Source organism: Nitrospira sp. Kam-Ns4a, assembly GCF_965152595.1.
In genome coordinates this window covers 800380-817545 of sequence record NZ_OZ224218.1, presented here as the reverse complement: position 1 = coordinate 817545, position 17166 = coordinate 800380, and the positions used below count along the sequence as shown (strand labels likewise).

The following is a 17166-nucleotide window of genomic DNA, read 5'->3' as shown; positions in this document are numbered from 1 at the left end:
GATGAATCGAAAGGAGTGCAGGTGATGAAGACACTCTGTTGGTTCTTTATGGCGTGCATCGTTGCGGGAGTACACCTTTGGCCCGCTGAAGCGCGCGCGGAGCAAGCGGCCGCGTCGCGGATTTTGATCCATATGAAGACCTCGTTGGCGGAAGACGACGCACAAATCTGCGCCGTCCCCAACGTCGCCTGGGCCGCGGTGAAGGCTGGGCACCAGGTGACGATTCTGGTGGACGCCAGTGCGGTCACCTCGGTGACGAAGGGCTTCGGCTGGGTCAGGCGCCTGCTTGGGTCCGACACCACAGCCCTGGATCGCGCGGCCTTGCCAGAGCGCGAGCGACAGAGCCTGTCGGAGCAAATGGGGGTGCCGTTGGAGCAGATTCCGCACAACTACGGCGAGTACCTCGACTTCCTCAAGACGCTGGGGGTGGAGATCTACGGCAACCGGACGATGATGCTGCTCTATAAGATTGATCCGGCCCGGGTCGCCTCCGCCGTGACGCCGATCCCGCTGGCCAAGATGGTGGACCTGTTCGCGTCAGCCGACCGGATTATTGTGTACTGAGCCAGCCGCAGGCGCTCGCAGGGCTGGGGCGCGCCCCGGCCCTCTCGCCCTTCTGGTCCCGCAAAACCCCTCAATCCCCCTTGACTGGTATACCCCCTACCCCTATAATGCCAGCATGCCCGATGTCCCTGAAAGGAGGGCTCCGATGAAGGTCCCATTCCTTGGAGAGAAGACACAGATCATAAGTGAGGAACGAAAGGCCGCCGCGACGGTCCGTTTGAATCGCATCGAGGGGCAGATCAAAGGCCTCAAGAGGATGGTTGCGGAAGGTCGGCCGTGTGTGGAGATTCTGACGCAGTTGGCCTCGACCCAAGAAGCGCTTCGAGGGCTCACGAAATTGATGATGCGCAACTATCTGGAGAACTGCGCGACCGAGGCGATTCGCTCCAAGGCGAGTGACGAAATCTATGACGAGCTGATGGATGTCATCTTTAAGCTTGCCCGATAAGCCCATTGTTGAACCCAGGGCATCGCGAAGCGTCAGATGATCGTCGAAGAATTCCTCCGAGCCAATGCCGACCTACTCTTTCATGGCTCTTGGCTGGTCCTCGGCATCGCCTTGGTGGCTGGCCTGCTCAGCAGCGCCATTTGCCCCTTCACACTGCCCGTGGGCCTCGGCGTGGCCGGAGTCGTCGGCACCGCGGAGAGTCGAGACCGTGGTACTGGCTTCCCGATCGCTGTGGCCTTTTTTGCCGGCCTCGTCCTCAGTCTGACCGTGCTCGGCGCAGTCGCGGGAGCCTTGGGCCTCGTCGCCAGCCAGGTGGTTGGCCAGTGGTGGATGCTCATCATGGCGGGATTGGCCTTCTTTGCCGCGCTGGCGGTGCTCTCAGGGCCGTCCCTTAGGCTACCCGATGTCATAGCGTTACGACGGCCAGGAGTCCTCGGGGCCTTCCTCTATGGGCTTGTGTTCAGTCTCGGCACGCCGGCCACCTCTTTGCTCCTCGTGCTGACCGTTGCTGCCGCCAAGCACCGACCGGCCTATGGCGCGCTGTTGGCGTTGGGGTATGGCGTGGGGCGAGGCCTGCCCTTTCTGCTGCTTGGGCTGTGTTCCGGCGTGGCGACGCGGCTGCGCTGTCGGCCTTCGTGGTCCCGCGCGATTCGAGTTACCACCGGCAGCCTTTTGCTGGTGATCACGGGCTATTACCTCTGGATCTTTATCAAACTAAGCTAAACGGAGGCTCTTATGGGCAACATCCGATCGCAACCATCGAAGACGACCGTTGAATCTTCTCCACGCTTCTGGAGCGAAGAACCGTCCAACCGGCCGGGGCGGTGCCGCATCCGTGCCCGTATCGGGGGGCTCCATTGCTCGTTGTGCACTGGCACGATTGAACAGGCGCTGGGCCGTCGCCCCGGCGTCGACAAGGTGGCGGTGAGCTTGACCCATGAACAGGCGCTGATCGAGTACGACCCGGGCGTGACGCGGGCCGAGGAGCTGCTGCAAACGCTCAAGGACATCGGCTACACCGTCTCCGATCCGCGCAAGGTGCGTCCGTTTGAGGAAGAAGAACGTGCCCTGGTGCGTGAGCGTGGCCGGTTCCTGACGGCACTGACCATGAGCATTGCTGCGATGGGGTTAGCCGGATACCCGATCAGCAGCGGCTGGTTTTGGCTGTGCGTGTTTTCCATCGCGAGCCTCGTCGTCTTCTCCTTCGTCGTGTTGCGCGGCTCTGGTGTGGGTCGGGCGTTGGCCGGCTCGGCCTTGCTCGGCGCGTCGGGGACCAGCATCTACGCGCTGCAATTAAGCGGTGCGTTCGGCGCCACGACGCCCTGGTTGGCCGGGGGCCTCGCCGTGTCCCTCATCTTCGGCGTGGGCAGGCACATTCTTCACATGGCAGCAGCAGCCCTGCGGCGGGGCATCCTCAACCAGCACGTGCTGGTTGAGGTCGGGGCTTTCGCGGGGCTAGCCGGCGGGATCATCGGCCTGGCATTTGACCCGCCAGATTATCCCACAACCGCGTTTTTCTCGGTGGGCGTGATGGTGCTGACCTATCACATTTTTTCCGAATGGCTGTCGCTCATCGTCAAGACTCGCAGTTCGCAGGCGGTGAAAAAGCTTCTCGATCTGCAACCGGACGTGGCGCATGTTGTCAGGGATGGCAACGAAGTTGATGTGCCGCTTGAAGACGTGCGCGTCGGCGACTTGGTGCGCATCCGTCCTGGTGAGCGGGTCGCGGTAGACGGCCTGGTTGAAGCGGGAGAGTCGGACGTTGATGAATCGCTCATTACCGGCGAGCCGATCCCCGTCGAGAAGCGCCCGGGAGACCGGACGCTGAGCGGTGCCTTAAACGGTCACGGCACACTCCTCGTGCGCGTGACTGTGGTCGGCGAAGAGAGCTTCCTCCGACAAGTCATCCGAAGCGTCGAAGACGCCCGAGCCCTGAAACCGGGCCTGTTGCACCTGGTGGACCGCGTGCTGCGCGTGTACACACCGGTCGTGCTGCTCACCGCGGCCGGCTCGACCCTCTTCTGGCTGCTCGGTCCGCTGTTGGTCGGCGCCACATCCGATCTACAGCGTGCGATGTTCGCCGGTCTGAGCGTGCTGGTGATGGGGTATCCCTGTGCAGTGGGGATCTCCGCGCCGCTGTCGATTGTTCGTGGGGCGGGCGAAGCGGCCGAACGCGGAGTGCTGATGCGTACCGGCGAGGCCTTTCAGGCGCTCAGGTGCGTACAGCGCGTCGTCTTCGACAAGACCGGCGCGCTGACCGAGGGCCGTCCCGCGGTGCGCCACATCGTTCCGGTCGCAGCCTCCGAACACGAACTGCTCGCGCTCACAGCGGCCGTCGAGGCTGGGTCCGAGCATCCGCTCGCGCGTGCCGTGGTCGAAGAGGCGTTCAAGCGCAACATCGCGCTGCCGGAGGTCCAGGGATTCGAGGCCATCCCGGGCAGAGGCGTCACCGCGCGTCTCGGCGGGATCAGGTTGATGGTCGGCAGCCCGTCGTTTCTCGTGAGCGCGGGTGTGAACCTCGCGCCTCAGCACGCACGAATCAATGAACTCGAAGCGCAGGGCCTGACGGTCATCGCGGCTACACGAGACGGCGAGCTGCTCGGGTGGCTGGCGCTTGGCGATGCACTTCGGCCCGACGCGGCGGAGACGGTTCGCCGACTGCACGCGCTCGGCATCCGCACGAGCCTGATCACCGGCGATTCCGAGCGAGCGGCGCTGCATGTCGCCCGTGCCGCCGGAATCGAAGAAGTCCATGCGCGCGTTTTGCCAGCCGAGAAAGCCGCGATAATCCGCAAGCTCCAGGGGCGCGCGCGTGTGGCCATGGTCGGCGACGGCATCAACGACGCACCGGCGCTGATGCAAGCCGAGGTCGGCATCGCCTTCGGCAGCGGAGCGGATATCGCAATCGAGTCCGCCGATGTCATCATCCTCAACAAGCGGGTGGCCGCCGTGCTCGACGCCTACGCGATCAGCCGGTACAGCTATCGAAAGATGGTGCAAAACGTCATCTTGGCATTCACGTTCAACGGGTTGGGCATTCCGGCGGCGGCGACGGGATTGGTCTATCCAATCTGGGGGATGGTGGCCATGGCGGCGAGCGTGACCGCCATTTTCATCAATTCCCTGTGGGGTCGTGGCGCCTATTTCTTCGAGGCGATCAAGACGGTCGGGCGTGCGTCAGAGATCCCGTCCAGAGCGCAGGCATCAAAGAGAGGGGTTACGTTTGCTTAAGTCCATCACATTCGAAGTCGTCGGGAATCAGCGGCTCACCTGCGAGGGGTGCGAACAGCGCGTCGAGCGTCTCCTCAAAACGCTGGAGGGAGTGCGGCAGATTCGCGCGCAGGCGCGCAGCCAACAGATCGAGGTGCTGTATGACGCGGCCTTGCTGGGGGCCCACGCGATCGCCGCACGCTTAGGTGCGGCCGGGTACCAGACCAGGGTCGCCAGCTCAACGTCAGGTTCAACCTAAATCCGGCGTGAAAAGTGTACTCAGGGCTTGATTCTCTCGATCTTCTGCAGAGCGTATTTCCAGGCGACCTCCCTGGGGCCACTGGTGGGCATTGAGCTTCCCCCCATTGTTTGGACAGGATTTAACCGACAATAAGCTAATGGATCTTTGTCCAGTCTCCTCCTTTCGTTCGGGATTCTCCTGCTGCGGGTTTCCTCCTCCGAAGCCGCCTGGGTGCCAGGGTACATGGTGTGGGCTCGGGGGCACCTCACAACTTCGCGCCAGGATCGGTTATACGGGGCGATCGCCAGCTGGTCCATACCTGAGTAGCCCCCCCGTTTCACCCGAAATGCACCTCAGCCGGGGTCCGTCGGCCCAGGCTCTGGTGCCGGCGTTCGGTGTTGTAGAACGTAAAATACCGCTGCAACCCGCTCCAGGCTTCCGCCCCGTCGGCATAGTCCCGCAGGTAAATCTCCTCGTATTTCACGCTCCGCCACAGCCGCTCGATGAAGATGTTGTCCAGCGCCCGGCCGCGGCCGTCCATACTGATGCGGATCCCCGCGCCCTCCAGCCGTCCCGTGAACTCGTCGCTCGTAAACTGCGCCCCTTGATCCGTGTTGAAGATCTCCGGCTGCCCGTTCCCCAACGCGTCCTCCAAGGCCTCCAGGCAGAACAGCGCGTCCAGCGTGTTGGACAAGGCCCAGGCCAGCACGTAGCGGCTGTACCAGTCCAGCACCGCGACCAGGTACAGGAACCCGCGCCGCATCGGGACGTACGTGATGTCCGCACACCACACGTGGTTTGGTCGCGCCACCGCCAGATCCTGCAGCAGATAGGGATATGTCGGATGCGCGGGCTGCCGGCGGCTCGTGTGCGGGCCCGGCAGGACCGCCTGGAGGCCCATCAGGCCCATCAAGCGGGCGACCCGCTTGTGGTTCACCGCGTGCCCCAAGGTCTGGAGCCAGTCGGTCATCCGCGGCACCCCATAAAACGGCCGCTGCAGGTACAGTTCGTCGATCAGCCGCATCAACGCCAGATTCTCCTCGCGCTCCGGCACCGGCTCGTCGTAGTAGGTCGAGCGCGCCAGGCCCACCAAGGCACACTGCTGCACGATCGACACTCCGTGGGGCTCGGCCTGGATCCATCCACATCGGGTTTCCCGGGGCACGCTCAGAGCTTTTTTTTAAGCCACTCGAGCTCCATCTTCAGCCGGCCGATCTCCTGGTACAGCGGGGCGGTCACCGCCTCCTCGCTGCGTCCCCCGCCCACAGGGCCCCGCCGGAACACCTCCGGCGCCCCCTCCAGCAACTGCCGCTTCCAATGGGCAATGACCGTCGGATGGACGCCGTGGGCGGCGCTCAGCTCACTCAGCGTCCGTACGCCCTTGATCGCCTCGAGCGCCACCCGGGGAGGTATGATCAAAAGGTGTGGAAATAGGAACAAGGCGGTGGCAACCTTTCGGGTCATGCAACCCGGCCGGAGCGAGTCCGGCCATGACATGAAAGGAGGCACCGCCATGCAGGAGCAGAACACAGGAGCCACGTCGTCGTCAAGCCAGGAGTGGTGGGACCATCTGGAGGAATGGGCGCGGGGCCACATCCAGCAGTGGTTGCAGGCGCTGTTGGAGGAGGAAGTCACCGCGCGGTTGGGGCGGAAGAAATCGGAGCGCCGGGCCGCCGTCGATGCTCCAGAGGGGTACCGCAATGGGTATGGCAAGCCCCGGCGGCTGGCCTTGAGCTGCGGGACGATCACGGTGCGGCGGCCGCGGGTGCGCGGGCTGGCCGAGCGCTTCGTCAGTCGGATCCTGCCGCTGTTCCAGCGGCGGACGAAGGAGGTGGGCGAGCTCCTGCCCCGCTTGTACTTGCATGGCCTCGCGCACGGGGACTTCGAGCTGGCCCTGCGAGGCCTGCTGGGTGAGGGGGCGCCGCTGTCAGCGGCCTCCCTCCAACGGCTGAAGGCCCAGTGGCAGCAGGAGTACGAGGCCTGGAAACGGCGGCGCCTCGACGACCTGGAAGTCGTGTATGTCTGGGCGGACGGGCTATACGTGAAGGCCGGCCTCGAGGACAGCAAGGCGGCGCTGCTCGTGCTGGTGGGGGCACTCACAGATGGCCGCAAGGTCGTCCTGGCGGTGGAGAGCGGCCAACGCGAATCCAAGGAGTCCTGGGGGGCGGTGCTGCGGGATCTGGGGGCGCGGGGGCTGAAGCCTTGGCGCTGCACGGTGGCCGATGGCCACCTCGGGATCTGGGCGGCGTTGGCCGAGCAGCAGCCGACGGCCGCCGAGCAGCGGTGCTGGAACCATAAGATTCTCAACGTGCTGGACGCCATGCCGAAGACGCACCAGGCTGAAGCGAAGGCCTTGCTGAAGGCGATGCCGTATGCCGAGACGCAGGCCGAGTGCGAGCGCCTCCGGGACCAGTTCAGCCGCCGGTATCGAGGGCTAGCCCCGAAGGCCGTCGAGCGCTTACACGCTGACTGGGAGCGCCTGGTCACGTTCTATCGGTTTCCTCGTGAGCATTGGCGCCACTTGCGGACCACGAACATGATCGAGTCCCCGTTCGCCGCCGTGCGGCTGCGGACCACGGCGGGCAAGCGCTACAAGCGGATCGACTCCGCCACGGCGCTGATCTGGAAGGTGCTCCAGGTGGCGGAGGGCCACTTCCGGCGCCTGAATGCCCCGGAGCTGCTGCCCCTGGTCTACGCGGGCGTCCAGTTTGTCGATGGCGTGAAGGCATCAACCAGAGTGACCCAACAGGAGGTCGCCGCCTGATTCCATTTACACACCTCTTGACAAGACCTCCACCCGGGCTTTGAATTCCTCCGCATGCGTCTTCCGTTTCTGCGCCATGGACCTCTCCCCGTTTTTTCGACCGTCGTTCTACCACAATCTTGGCTTCACGACCTGTCCCAAAAAAGGGGGTAACTTCACATAGCCAAAGGCGATTGCCAGTCTTCGGGGCCCTTTTGGCATCGGAATGAACCCTACCTATAGGTAGCATTCATTCCGTCACGTCAAGATGCCACACACACGCAGTAGCTGTGGCCTAAAACGTGTCCGATGCCAATCTCGGCGCAGGATTCAGGTTCAAGTCAATGATGCCAACCCATGGGAGGGCCGCGAACCACTCTCTGGAGCTTTTGAAGGAGGGGGGCGTTGGGGCATCGAGGGTTACCACGGCGCCCTTTTTCTCAGAACGTGATGCCCTGATAGCCGCCGGCCACGAGTCGTCTGAAGCTCGGGTGCCGGTCGAACTCCTCCAGCGGAGGGTGTCCCACTCCGTCCGGTTGCAAGCCGACCCGCAACCCGGGTAGGCTGAAAGCGTCTCCGGGCCGATTCGACCCACCCCGGACCTGAGTCTGCAGGAAGGCCCTTCGTGAGAGCGGTGCAAGGTTCCCAACGACATCTCGGCCATCCTCCCGCCCAAGGAGGCTCCGATGAAGCCGATGGTTGTACTTTGCCTGTTGGTGCTCCTCGTTCTCGGAGGGACGCACAGCGCCGCCCGCCTGGATCTGCTGCCTTCGGAGCTGAAGGCCAAGCTTGAAAAGGGCGAGCACGTGTTCGTGGATGTCAGTGCGCTCACCGACAAAGGCCCGATTGAGCCCGGCCCGCTGACCGAGGTCGTGGTCCGCAAGCTGCAAGAGGTCGGCTACTCGACGGTCACCGATCGGGCCCAGCCGCACGACGTCGTGTTCAGCGTGACCTGCGAGCAGCGGAAGCTAACGGTGACGGCGACCGCGTCCGGTGGAGACGCGGATCTTCCCGACTCGCCGTCCCGCTCCTGGAAGGGGCCGGCTTGCCTGCTCACGTACCAGATCGAGGGCAAGCGGACCGGCTGGATCAAAGAGGTGCGCACCGACTTCCAGGATGCGAAGGCGGCGGCCGAGGTCGCGAAAGCCGGCGATCCGGGGGCCTATGCGATGGCCAAGCTCCGGGAGCGGCTGGAGGACTACGATTTTCCGATCCTGGTCGCGGCGGAATGGGGGCAGGCCAGGCGGCTCCTCCGCCTGCTGGACGACCCCAAGACGGCCCCGGCGCGGAAGGTCAAGATCGTGTCGCTGCTGGGGGAGATGTCTGCCGAAGAGGCGTTGCCTCGGCTGGTGACCGCCCTCAAGGATCCGGATGTCGGGATCGCTGGCGCGGCTGCAGTGGCGATCGGGACGATTGGCCGGAAGGAGAGCATCCCGGTCTTGCTTGAGGTGCTCACCGCCGGCCGACTGGAAGTCCGTGCCGCTGCGGCGAAGGGGCTGGGCAAGGTGGCGGCGCTGCACGGGGAGTCCTCGGTCGTCCCGGCGCTCATCGAGGCGCTGCAGTCGCAGGATCCCGTGCTGCAGGCGGAAGCGGCCTGGGCCCTCGGGAAGGTCCCGGACAGACGGGCCTACGAGCCGCTGGCCGCCTTGTCCAAATCCTTGCAGGACATGCGCTCGGATGACCCGAAGCTGCGGCGGCTGCGGGAGGCGGTGGCCTGGAGCTTTAAGCAGCTTGCCGCTCTGGAGGAGCCGAACTGAACGACCGGTGCCCTGCCGGGGTGATTTATGGGATAATAGCCCATCGGTCAGTCGGACGCCGTCACGGTTCCGGTGGAAGGAGAATCATGTCATGGGGGGCCTGCTGGATCGGCTGGTTGTGATGGGGTGGGTGCTCACCCTCGCGTGGCTTCCGGCCGGCTGCATCATGCCGGCCATTGACGCGGGGCACGAAGGGGTGCTGGTGGAAAAGCCGTTCTTCTTCGGGCACGGTGGCGTGGACCCCGAGCCCGTGACGACCGGCCGCGTGACGGTCGCGCTGACCACCGAGCTGATCCCGGTGGACATCAGACCGGTCCAGTACTCGGAGCATTTCGACATCATCTCGGCGGAGAATGCGCCGGTCTCGTTCAACGCGTTTCTGATCACGCAGGTCATCCCGGGGCGCTCCCCCGAGCTGATCAAACGATTCGGGCCCAACTGGTACGTCAACAACGTCAAGGAAGCCTTCCGCACTTTCGTGCGCGAGGAGGTCCAGAAATACAAGCTGTTCGAGCTGACGACCGACCCCGGAACGCGGCCGAAGCTCGAAGCCGCGATCGAGCGGGAGGTCCAGACCAAGCTGATTGAGGCGAGCCGCATCCCCGTCAAGGTGATCCGCGTCGTCGTCGGCAGCATCATGCCGCCGAAAGGCGTGCTCGACCAGACGGCGCAGACAATCATCCAGCAGCAACGCCGCATCACGATGGAGAAAGCCCGGGAAGCCGAAGAGGCCCGGGAGAAGGCCGAGCGCCAACGGGGGATCGCCGACCGGGCCTACCGCGAGCACCTGGGCCTGTCCGCCGCCGAGTTCGTGGATCTGCGCCGGATCGAGGTGCAGAAGGAAATGGTCGAGCACGCCCCCGATCAGCTCAATATCATCATGGGGATGGAGAAGGTCGGGATTCACAAGCCGCCGGTGAGCACTACGACCGAGCCGTAACCCGCCGCCCGGCCCGGTCGGGCTCCGGGGTCCCGTTACCGCTCCAGGATCGTTTGCAGCTCCCGTAGGAGGTCTCGGAGGCGGGCCTTCGTCTCCTCGAGGGGCGGCGCCTGCGCCGGCTTCGCGGGCTGAGTCGGAGCCGCGGCCGGCCCGGCAGGGCCCGGCTGCCCCCGCCCCTCCAGGAAGCCCTTGAACTGCGCCAGCGCCTCGCGGACTTCCTGGTACTCCCGGGTCCGCCGTGCGGCATCGGCCTGCGCGGCCTTCAGCTTGAGCTCCAAGAGGTCCAGCTCCTCCTTGAGCTTCCTGGTCTGCACGGTCAGCTCTTCAGACCGCCGCACCTCCTGCTCGTAGGCCTGCCGCGCGGCCTCGGCCTCCTTCTTCGCCTGCTCGAAGGACCAGAGGCTGGCGCAACCGCTTGGGACAAACCCTACGAGCAAGGTGAGCGCGACGCCGACGGCTCTGCTCCTTGTCATGACGGATCCTCCTGAGCGCCGAAGCTTGCCGGCTAGAAGAGGCACGGCGCCGGGTCCAGCTCGCCTGGCTTCCGCGCTTCGGGCGGCTCCGGATAGACGAGCCTCCCGTCTTCCACGCGGGCGAAGATGGTCAGGTGATGCGGCTGAGCCTCTTGCGGCGACACGATGTGCCGCACAGCCCAGCCGCGGCTTACCGCCGCGTCCGCGATCAGCGCCCGGTGGCAGCGCCAGGGCACCGCCTCCGCGCACAGGATGGCCGTCGGGACTTCCTCGGCGAGCCGCAACAAGCTCACCAACCCTTCCCCAAACAACGCGGTCTGCATATAGTCAGCATACCCCCGGAACCCGGCGTTTCGCCAGCCGCGATTCACGGAGTCGGGGCGCGCCGGCCGTCGTCCGCCGAGCTGCGGGAGATGCCGGTACTCGAGGCCCGCCTCCGCTAGGGTCCGCGCGAGCGTGGTGGTGTTGAACTGAGGATTGCGCCGCGAGGAGGGCACGGTTCGCACGTCCACGAGCCGCTGGATGCCGTGCGATTTCAGGAGTGCAAGGAACTCCTCGCTCGTGCGCGTCGAGTGGCCGATCGTCCAGAGGGTCCGAATCTGGTCGCTGGGCATGGCAGCCTGCACCAATGTTCCCGGATCGTTCGCCGATCCGTCCGGGCGCTGGTCCCAGGACGGATGGGGAGCGGCCGCGGACGGCCCGCCCCGCCCAGGCTGTACGCTGCTCCCGATCTTCGAAAATGTCAACCGGGACTTCCTCGTGGGTTCTGAGGGGCTGGCGGGGATTTGGCCGGAACGGCGTCATGCCGCACAGCCCGTGCCCGCCGAACATGGCTCGGTAGGTCATACCGCGGAGCCCGCCCATCAATCGGTCCAGAACAAAATCCCTAACGCCGTCGGCTTTCATCGGCGTCCTCATTCTGCTAGCCGCCGCTCAGCGCGCAGACGATGTGGACTTGATCCGTCGGCTGCAGCGGTGTCGTCAGGTCCTGGGTCTGCCGCTCGTTGACGAAGATCCGGATATGCTCCCGAATCGTGTCCTGCTCCGTGATGATGCGAAAGCGGAGGCCCGGGAACTGCCGGTCGAGCGCTGACAGGGCCTCCGCGAGCGTGGCGCCCTCAATCGCGACGTGGCTCCGCCGTCCGGTATAGGAGCGCAGCGAGCTCGGGATGAAGACAGTCATCGGGTCACGCTGGCTGCTTCCACGGAATAGATTTCCGGCAGGTGCCGCGCCACGCAGGTCCAGCTCGCGCCGGCGGTGCGGCTCGCCCACACCTCGCCGCTGGTCGTGCCGAGATAGAGGCCGACCGGCTCGTGGGCATCCGCCGTCATGGCCTGGCGCTTCACCGTCCACCAGGCCTGCGACCCGGGGAAGCCCTGGTCTAGTCTCATCCAGGTCTTCCCGCCGTTTCTGGTGACATACGCCGCCGGTTTCCCCCCGGGGCTCACGCGCGGCCACACGGTCGAGCCGTCCATCGGGGACACCCAGACGGTCTCGGGGTCGCGCGGGTGGACCACCATGGGAAACCCGATGTCGCCGACGGCCTTCGGCATGGCCTTCCCGACGCGCACCCATCGGTTCGACGGCCGGTCAATCCGGTAAATGCCGCAGTGGTTCTGCTGATAGAGCCGGTCCGGGTTGCCGGGACAGAGGCGGACACAATGGGGGTCGTGGAAGGTCGGGACGGCCGGGTCGAACCCCTCGACCACCTCGAGCCCTAGAAGAGGCGTGAACGTCTTCCCGCCGTCCACGGACTCGTGCACGCCGCCGCCGGACATCGCGAAGTACAGGTGCCTGGGGTCGCGCGGGTCCACGATGATGGAGTGGAGCTTCGGCCCGTCCGGCGTCCCGTCCTGCACGGTGCCCATCCACTCGCGGTATCGCGGATCGTCGTTGATGGAGGAAAACGGCTCCCAGGTGGCGCCGCCGTCGTCGGACCGGAAGAGCCCCTGCGGGGAGGTGCCTGCGTACCAGGTGTTCGGCTCGCTGGCGTGGCCCGGCGTCAACCAGAAGACGTGGTCCACGACCCGCCCCTGTTGCCCCTCGGGGGCTTTGGGAAACGCCGGCAGCTTCCTGGCTTCCTTCCAGGTCCTCCCGAGATCGGTCGAGCGAAACACGGTCGGGCCCAGGTGACCGGTGCGGGCGGCCATCAGCATCGTGCGCCCATCCCGCGGGTCAAGGACCAGGTGGTGGACGATATGGCCGAGGAAGATCGGCTCTGAGAGTTTCCAGATTTGGCGGGCCCGATCGGACTGCAGGAGAAACGCCCCTTTGCGGGTGCCGATCATGACGAGCACGGGGCCCGTGGCCGGTCTGGGGGCAGGGGTGAACGGGTTCCTCGTCGGACGACGGGTCGTGCCGTCAAGAGCGGATCGAGCACTTGCCCGCAGCGATTGCCCCAGAACATGTCGGCTACCGGCCAGCACCACGGCGCCGGCCGAGATGGCCCGGTTGAAGGCTTTCTTCACCTCCCGAACCGTCAACATCGGGGTGATAGCCTGATAGCCTGTGGGAATGGGCTTGACCGGTGATGCCATCGCTTCCCCCTTCTGGTTCGTCCCGTAGCAGCCTACTGTGCCGCCGTGGCCTCCGTGCGCGGGCGCCCTCGAACAGGCTTTGCACGTACCGCCTGAAATGCCGGAGATGCACCTCAACCGGTTGCCGGTCCTGCTTCGCCTTGGCGAGGATCAAGGCCCCCTCGAACACGGCGATGAAGTGCTCCGCCAGGCTCTGCGTGTCAAAGGCAGCGCGGGGCACATACTTCGCTTTTGCTGCATCGAGGTCCCGCTTGAACGTCGCCGTCCATTGGGCGAAATGGGCGGCGCACTGTGACCGGATCTTCGGGTAGCTGTCTGACAGCTCCTGCGCGAAGCTCCCCAACAGGCAGCCGCAGAAAGGTTCGGAGGTTGCGACATCTGAATCATGAAGTCCAGATAGCCGTAGACGCGCCGCAGCGGATCGCGCTCTTTTACAAAGGTCCTTGCTGGAAGAGCTTCGCCTTGCCCTGGACAAACCGATCCAGCGCCACCCTGGCTAGATCTTCCTTGCTCGCGAAGTAGTGGAAGAAGCTGCCTTTGGTCAAGCCCGCCGTCTCGCAGATCTCGTCCACGGTGGTGGCGACGAACCCCCTTGGCCAGCATGAGCCGCTCGGCTGCCGCGAGCAGTTTCTCTTTCGCGGGAGAATCCTTCTGGGGATAGCGCATGCCGCCGTAAGATACCGACCGGTTGGTATGCGTATAAACGAATCCAACGGCCCGGTTAAGCGCCTCCAGTTCGCCACCCTGCGGTGGGTGCCGCTGCGTATAATACGGCCATGCGGCTGGCGGAGCTCGTTAAGCTGGTCGCCCGGGTCCGGGCGGCAACCAAGAAGACGGAAAAGACGGCCCTATTGGCGGAGGGGCTCCGGCGGACCCTTCGGCCTGGCTCAGGGCAGGCCGAGGGTCGGGAGATGGAGCTGGCTGCCCTCTATCTCACCGGGGTGCTCCGTCAGGGAAAGATCGGCGTCGGGTGGCGGCTGATCGAGGCGGCCATGCCCGACGGGCGGGCGGACGGGGACCCGCTGACGCTCGCGGAGCTGGACGAGACGTTTGAGCGGATCGTTGCGGACCAGGGCTCCGGGTCGCAAGAGCGGCGGGTCGATGCGTTGCGGCGCCTCCTCGCGCGGGCCGACGCCGAAGAGCGCCGCTTTCTCGTCCAGTTGCTGATCGGAGAGGTGCGGCAGGGCGCGCTCGAAGGGCTGCTGCTCGACGCGATCGCCAAGGCCGCTGGCCTCCCCGCATCGGATGTGCGCCAGGCGATGATGTTCTCGGGGAATCTGGGCGAAGTCGCCCGGGTAGCATTGCTGGAGGGGGCGGCCGGCCTGGCTCGGTTCGCCCCGCGGCTCCTGACGCCGATCGCGCCGATGTTGGCGAACAGCGCAGAGGACGTCGGAGAGGCGCTGGAGCGGCTCGGTGAGGCGGCCTTCGAGTTCAAGCTGGACGGGGCGCGCATCCAGCTCCACCGGGCGGGCGACCAGATCAGGATTTTCACCAGGCAGCTTCAGGACGTCACGGAACGTCTGCCGGAAGTGGTGGACTGGGCACGCAGCCTGCCCGCGCGCGAGCTGATCCTGGAAGGGGAGGCCATCGCGCTCCGGGCGGACGGGAGGCCCCAGCCCTTCCAGGTGACGATGCGCCGGCTGGGCCGGACCAAAGACGTGGAGGCGGTCCGGCGGGAGATCCCCCTAACGTCCTTCTTTTTCGACTGTCTCTACCTCGAAGGCGAAGGGCCGTTGCTCGCGCGGCCGTACCGGGAGCGGGTGGAGCGACTGACTGGGACGCTTCCCGCGGCTTCCGTCATGCCGCGGATCGTGACGCGCGATCCCGGCGAGGCGGAGCGGTTCCTCGCGCGCGCCTTCGAGGCGGGCCACGAGGGCCTCATGGCCAAGGCGCTCGACGTCCCCTACGTGGCCGGCCAGCGCGGCTCCCACTGGCTTAAGCTCAAGGCGGCGAAAACGCTCGATCTCGTCATTCTGGCCGCGGAGTGGGGCAACGGCCGGCGGGAAGGGTGGCTCTCCAACCTGCATCTGGGCGCGCGCGATCCCGAGAGCGGGCAGTTCGTCATGCTGGGGAAGACCTTCAAGGGGCTGACGGACGAGATGCTCAAATGGCAGACCGACAAGCTCCTGTCGCTGGAGCTGGAGCGGGACGCCAATACGGTCTATGTGCGGCCCGAGTTGGTGGCCGAGATCGCGTTCAGCGAGATCCAGGAATCGCCCCGCTACCCCGCTGGGCTGGCATTGCGCTTCGCGCGCGTGAAACGCTACCGGCCCGACAAGCCCGTCGGCGAAGCCGACACGATCCAGACGGTTCTGGCTCTGTTCCAAAAGCAGCGGGAGTAGGAAGTGCGGCTGGCGAAGGATGCGGTCGGGGCGGGACTTTCTCTTCGTGCGCAACTTCCGGCGGCTCAGGGCACGGCTTCGGGTGAAAGCGGAAGCCCAGGGGAGTATTAAGGACGAGGATGTGTTCGAGCACGTTTCATGAGGGTGGTGCTCGACACCAACGTCCTGGTAGCCGCCTTGATCGCCCACGGCACGTGCCATGAGATCCTGGAGGCGTGCGTGATGAGCACGAGCTTGTGGCTTCATCCTTCCTCTTCGAGGAACTCCACCGAGTCCTGACCAGAAAATTCGGCTACAGCCGGCAGGAAGCGAACGAAGTCGTCGCCCTCCTGCGACCACAACTCGTCCTGGTCACTCCTCAGCCACTCGATAGCCCTGCTTGTTCGGGTCCTGACGACGACAAGATTGTGGGCACTGCCTTGGCGGGCGGCTGCCGCTGTCTGGTCACCGGAGACAAAGAGGTACTGGCGCTCAAGCGGTACAAAACCGTTGACATCATCGCTCCAGGAGACTTCTGGCGTTACGCGGCCAACGAGGAGCGATAGACAGGAAGCAGGCCCAACTTATCAAATTCAAGATCTGGCCCCGGGCCGTTTCCACCGCACGGACCATCACGGCGCTGTTCCAGAAGCAACGGGAGTAGGGAGAATGAGAACGCGTCGGGCCGCAGAATACCCCTGCGTGCCCGGCGGCTTTCCTGCGCGACAGGTTGACGCCAGCTCCGGCTGATGATAGCATTTTGCTATCAACTCAGGCGGGAGGGTGCGGCATGGCCCAAGTTCTGGTTCGGCAGCTTGACGACAAGGTGGTGGAGCGGTTGAAGCGCAGGGCCAAGGAGCATGGCCGCTCCTTGCAGTCCGAGGTCAAGGCGATTCTCGAAGAGGCCGCACCGGACTATGAGGCAGCCTGGAAGCGGATTGAACGCTTTCAGAAGCGGCTGAAGGCGCCCGGTCGCCGGTTCACCGACAGCGCCGAACTGATCCGTGAGGATCGTGACCGGTGATCCGGTTCGTGGTCGATGCGAGCGTCGCGATCAAATGGTTCATTCCTGAGCGATTCTCTGAGGCCGCCCAGCGACTGCGTCAGCCGGGTCTTCGGTTGTCGGTGCCGGCCTTCTTTTGGCTGGAAATCGGGAATGTGCTGGTCAAAAAAATCCGCCGGGGCGAGCTCGCCCGTGAAGAAGGCGACTACATCCTGAAGGAGCTCCGCCATCTGCCGCTTCAGCGCCACGCCGATGAGCGACTCTTGCGCCCGGCCTACGCGCTCGCGCTTCAAACTCGACGCAGCCTCTACGATTGCCTCTACCTTGCCCTGGCAGAAGCCCTGGACGGCAGCCTGGTGACCGCGGACCGAAAGTTTTACTCGGCCGTGACGAAGGAGGAACAGGGGCGGCGGCTCCTCTGGGTCGAGGATATACCATCGGGGACATGACCAGGCCCGCATGTCGAGCCTCCTCAAACACTGCCGCGGCTGACGAGGCAGGAGTGAGGGGAGGGGAGCGGACGCGTGCCGTGCCCTTGCTCCGGGCGCGGGCTAGGGTTCCTGTTACCGGCCATGCTCGATTTCAGCCGGGCCAGCGTCAGGGTCTTGCCGGCCTTTAGGTCGTCGCGGCCGCGAACGGTTTCCTCCAGAAGGGTGAGATGGATGTGTTCCCGCTCCAAGCGATGGTGGTGGTCGAGTCGTTTCGCGTCGATCAAGGCGACGCAGCTTTCGCCGTTCTTCGTGATGATTTCCTCCTGACCCTTCGTGGCCACTCCGTCGCACATCTCCGTGAGGGCGGCGCGGGCTTTGGAGAGCGGAACGATGTCTTTGGTGAGATCGCCATGGCGGCCTCCCGGTTGAGGCGACTGTCAATTCGTCCAGGATCTTGTCAATCTGGCTGGTCCCAGGGTTCATGGGCATGGGATCAT

At 65.1% G+C, this 17166-nt stretch carries 20 protein-coding genes; 12 read left to right on the top strand and 8 right to left on the bottom strand.

Annotation, left to right across the window (positions count from 1 at the left end; translation table 11 throughout):
- Positions 1-132 precede the first annotated feature (132 nt).
- The 5 genes from ACWHYQ_RS04070 to ACWHYQ_RS04050 all read left to right on the top strand — a co-directional run bounded on the left by ACWHYQ_RS04070 (position 133) and on the right by ACWHYQ_RS04050 (position 4481).
- Entirely contained in the window at positions 133-564 is a 432-nt protein-coding gene (locus tag ACWHYQ_RS04070) for a hypothetical protein (protein WP_447974468.1), read from the top strand.
- 145 nt (positions 565-709) lie between these two features.
- On the top strand, positions 710-1012 hold the full coding sequence (locus tag ACWHYQ_RS04065; RefSeq protein ID WP_447974467.1) for a metal-sensitive transcriptional regulator: 303 nt from the start codon (positions 710-712) through the stop codon (positions 1010-1012).
- Positions 1013-1048: 36 nt separating this feature from the next.
- Positions 1049-1735, top strand: a complete 687-nt coding sequence (locus tag ACWHYQ_RS04060; protein WP_447974466.1) for a cytochrome c biogenesis CcdA family protein — start codon at positions 1049-1051, stop codon at positions 1733-1735.
- A gap of 12 nt (positions 1736-1747) precedes the next feature.
- Entirely contained in the window at positions 1748-4243 is a 2496-nt protein-coding gene (locus tag ACWHYQ_RS04055) for a heavy metal translocating P-type ATPase (protein ID WP_447974465.1), read from the top strand.
- Positions 4236-4481: a heavy-metal-associated domain-containing protein gene (locus ACWHYQ_RS04050; protein ID WP_447974464.1), complete on the top strand. Its 246-nt coding sequence runs from the start codon at positions 4236-4238 to the stop codon at positions 4479-4481. Before ACWHYQ_RS04055 ends, ACWHYQ_RS04050 begins: the two co-directional genes overlap by 8 nt.
- Before the next feature lie 319 nt (positions 4482-4800).
- Here the strand turns inward: ACWHYQ_RS04050 and ACWHYQ_RS04045 are convergent.
- A protein-coding gene (locus ACWHYQ_RS04045) for an IS3 family transposase (protein WP_447974463.1) occupies positions 4801-5927 on the bottom strand; the annotation gives its coding sequence in 2 pieces (ribosomal slippage) (positions 4801-5633 and positions 5633-5927; 1128 coding nt in all).
- 49 nt (positions 5928-5976) lie between these two features.
- Here ACWHYQ_RS04045 and ACWHYQ_RS04040 point away from each other — a divergent pair.
- The 3 genes from ACWHYQ_RS04040 (at position 5977) to ACWHYQ_RS04030 (ending at position 9903) form a co-directional block, all read left to right on the top strand.
- Positions 5977-7227, top strand: a complete 1251-nt coding sequence (locus ACWHYQ_RS04040; RefSeq protein WP_447974462.1) for an IS256 family transposase — start codon at positions 5977-5979, stop codon at positions 7225-7227.
- 665 nt (positions 7228-7892) lie between these two features.
- Positions 7893-8963, top strand: a complete 1071-nt coding sequence (locus ACWHYQ_RS04035; RefSeq protein WP_447974461.1) for a HEAT repeat domain-containing protein — start codon at positions 7893-7895, stop codon at positions 8961-8963.
- A gap of 91 nt (positions 8964-9054) precedes the next feature.
- The gene (locus ACWHYQ_RS04030; RefSeq protein ID WP_447974460.1) at positions 9055-9903 is read left to right on the top strand and encodes an SPFH domain-containing protein; all 849 of its coding nucleotides are present in this window, start codon (positions 9055-9057) and stop codon (positions 9901-9903) included.
- 35 nt (positions 9904-9938) lie between these two features.
- On the opposite strand, the gene ACWHYQ_RS04025 is transcribed toward ACWHYQ_RS04030, so the two are convergent.
- From ACWHYQ_RS04025 to ACWHYQ_RS04000, 6 genes are all read right to left on the bottom strand, one after another.
- Positions 9939-10376, bottom strand: coding sequence for a hypothetical protein (locus ACWHYQ_RS04025; RefSeq protein WP_447974459.1), 438 nt, complete (start codon positions 10374-10376; stop codon positions 9939-9941).
- Positions 10377-10408: 32 nt separating this feature from the next.
- Entirely contained in the window at positions 10409-10990 is a 582-nt protein-coding gene (locus tag ACWHYQ_RS04020) for a DUF488 domain-containing protein (protein WP_447975518.1), read from the bottom strand.
- 308 nt (positions 10991-11298) lie between these two features.
- Positions 11299-11559 carry a MoaD/ThiS family protein gene (locus tag ACWHYQ_RS04015; protein WP_447974458.1) on the bottom strand — a complete coding sequence of 87 codons (261 nt, stop codon included), beginning with the start codon at positions 11557-11559 and terminating at the stop codon, positions 11299-11301.
- Entirely contained in the window at positions 11556-12665 is a 1110-nt protein-coding gene (locus ACWHYQ_RS04010; RefSeq protein ID WP_447975517.1) for a glycosyl hydrolase, read from the bottom strand. Before ACWHYQ_RS04010 ends, ACWHYQ_RS04015 begins: the two co-directional genes overlap by 4 nt.
- A gap of 124 nt (positions 12666-12789) precedes the next feature.
- Positions 12790-13389, bottom strand: a complete 600-nt coding sequence (locus tag ACWHYQ_RS04005; protein ID WP_447974457.1) for a TetR family transcriptional regulator C-terminal domain-containing protein — start codon at positions 13387-13389, stop codon at positions 12790-12792.
- Positions 13346-13657, bottom strand: a complete 312-nt coding sequence (locus ACWHYQ_RS04000) for a TetR/AcrR family transcriptional regulator (protein WP_447974456.1) — start codon at positions 13655-13657, stop codon at positions 13346-13348. Before ACWHYQ_RS04000 ends, ACWHYQ_RS04005 begins: the two co-directional genes overlap by 44 nt.
- 33 nt (positions 13658-13690) lie before the next feature.
- Between ACWHYQ_RS04000 and ACWHYQ_RS03995 the strand changes: the two genes are divergently transcribed.
- From ACWHYQ_RS03995 to ACWHYQ_RS03980, 4 genes are all read left to right on the top strand, one after another.
- The gene (locus tag ACWHYQ_RS03995; RefSeq protein ID WP_447974455.1) at positions 13691-15256 is read left to right on the top strand and encodes an ATP-dependent DNA ligase; all 1566 of its coding nucleotides are present in this window, start codon (positions 13691-13693) and stop codon (positions 15254-15256) included.
- A gap of 236 nt (positions 15257-15492) precedes the next feature.
- On the top strand, positions 15493-15801 hold the full coding sequence (locus tag ACWHYQ_RS03990) for a PIN domain-containing protein (protein WP_447974454.1): 309 nt from the start codon (positions 15493-15495) through the stop codon (positions 15799-15801).
- A gap of 224 nt (positions 15802-16025) precedes the next feature.
- Positions 16026-16259, top strand: coding sequence for a FitA-like ribbon-helix-helix domain-containing protein (locus ACWHYQ_RS03985; RefSeq protein WP_447974453.1), 234 nt, complete (start codon positions 16026-16028; stop codon positions 16257-16259).
- Positions 16256-16687, top strand: coding sequence for a type II toxin-antitoxin system VapC family toxin (locus tag ACWHYQ_RS03980; RefSeq protein ID WP_447974452.1), 432 nt, complete (start codon positions 16256-16258; stop codon positions 16685-16687). The genes ACWHYQ_RS03985 and ACWHYQ_RS03980 overlap by 4 nt, the downstream gene beginning before the upstream one ends.
- 23 nt (positions 16688-16710) lie before the next feature.
- Here ACWHYQ_RS03980 and ACWHYQ_RS03975 read toward each other — a convergent pair whose 3' ends face one another.
- Positions 16711-17010 (bottom strand): hypothetical protein, encoded by a 300-nt coding sequence (locus ACWHYQ_RS03975; RefSeq protein ID WP_447974451.1) that lies wholly within the window; start codon positions 17008-17010, stop codon positions 16711-16713.
- Positions 17011-17166 lie beyond the last annotated feature (156 nt).

Excerpts from the sequence above, each read along its gene's own strand:
- ACWHYQ_RS04015 (WP_447974458.1), bottom strand. The coding sequence starts at position 11,559 with ATGACTGTCTTCATCCCGAGCTCGCTGCGCTCCTATACCGGACGGCGG.
- ACWHYQ_RS04065 (WP_447974467.1), top strand. The coding sequence starts at position 710 with ATGAAGGTCCCATTCCTTGGAGAGAAGACACAGATCATAAGTGAGGAA.
- ACWHYQ_RS04055 (WP_447974465.1), top strand. The coding sequence starts at position 1,748 with ATGGGCAACATCCGATCGCAACCATCGAAGACGACCGTTGAATCTTCT.
- ACWHYQ_RS04010 (WP_447975517.1), bottom strand. The coding sequence starts at position 12,665 with ATGATCGGCACCCGCAAAGGGGCGTTTCTCCTGCAGTCCGATCGGGCC.
- ACWHYQ_RS04040 (WP_447974462.1), top strand. The coding sequence starts at position 5,977 with ATGCAGGAGCAGAACACAGGAGCCACGTCGTCGTCAAGCCAGGAGTGG.
- ACWHYQ_RS04020 (WP_447975518.1), bottom strand. The coding sequence starts at position 10,990 with ATGCCCAGCGACCAGATTCGGACCCTCTGGACGATCGGCCACTCGACG.
- ACWHYQ_RS03985 (WP_447974453.1), top strand. The coding sequence starts at position 16,026 with ATGGCCCAAGTTCTGGTTCGGCAGCTTGACGACAAGGTGGTGGAGCGG.
- ACWHYQ_RS04025 (WP_447974459.1), bottom strand. The coding sequence starts at position 10,376 with ATGACAAGGAGCAGAGCCGTCGGCGTCGCGCTCACCTTGCTCGTAGGG.
- ACWHYQ_RS04070 (WP_447974468.1), top strand. The coding sequence starts at position 133 with ATGAAGACCTCGTTGGCGGAAGACGACGCACAAATCTGCGCCGTCCCC.
- ACWHYQ_RS04030 (WP_447974460.1), top strand. The coding sequence starts at position 9,055 with ATGGGGGGCCTGCTGGATCGGCTGGTTGTGATGGGGTGGGTGCTCACC.
- ACWHYQ_RS04060 (WP_447974466.1), top strand. The coding sequence starts at position 1,049 with ATGATCGTCGAAGAATTCCTCCGAGCCAATGCCGACCTACTCTTTCAT.
- ACWHYQ_RS04035 (WP_447974461.1), top strand. The coding sequence starts at position 7,893 with ATGAAGCCGATGGTTGTACTTTGCCTGTTGGTGCTCCTCGTTCTCGGA.
- ACWHYQ_RS03995 (WP_447974455.1), top strand. The coding sequence starts at position 13,691 with ATGCGGCTGGCGGAGCTCGTTAAGCTGGTCGCCCGGGTCCGGGCGGCA.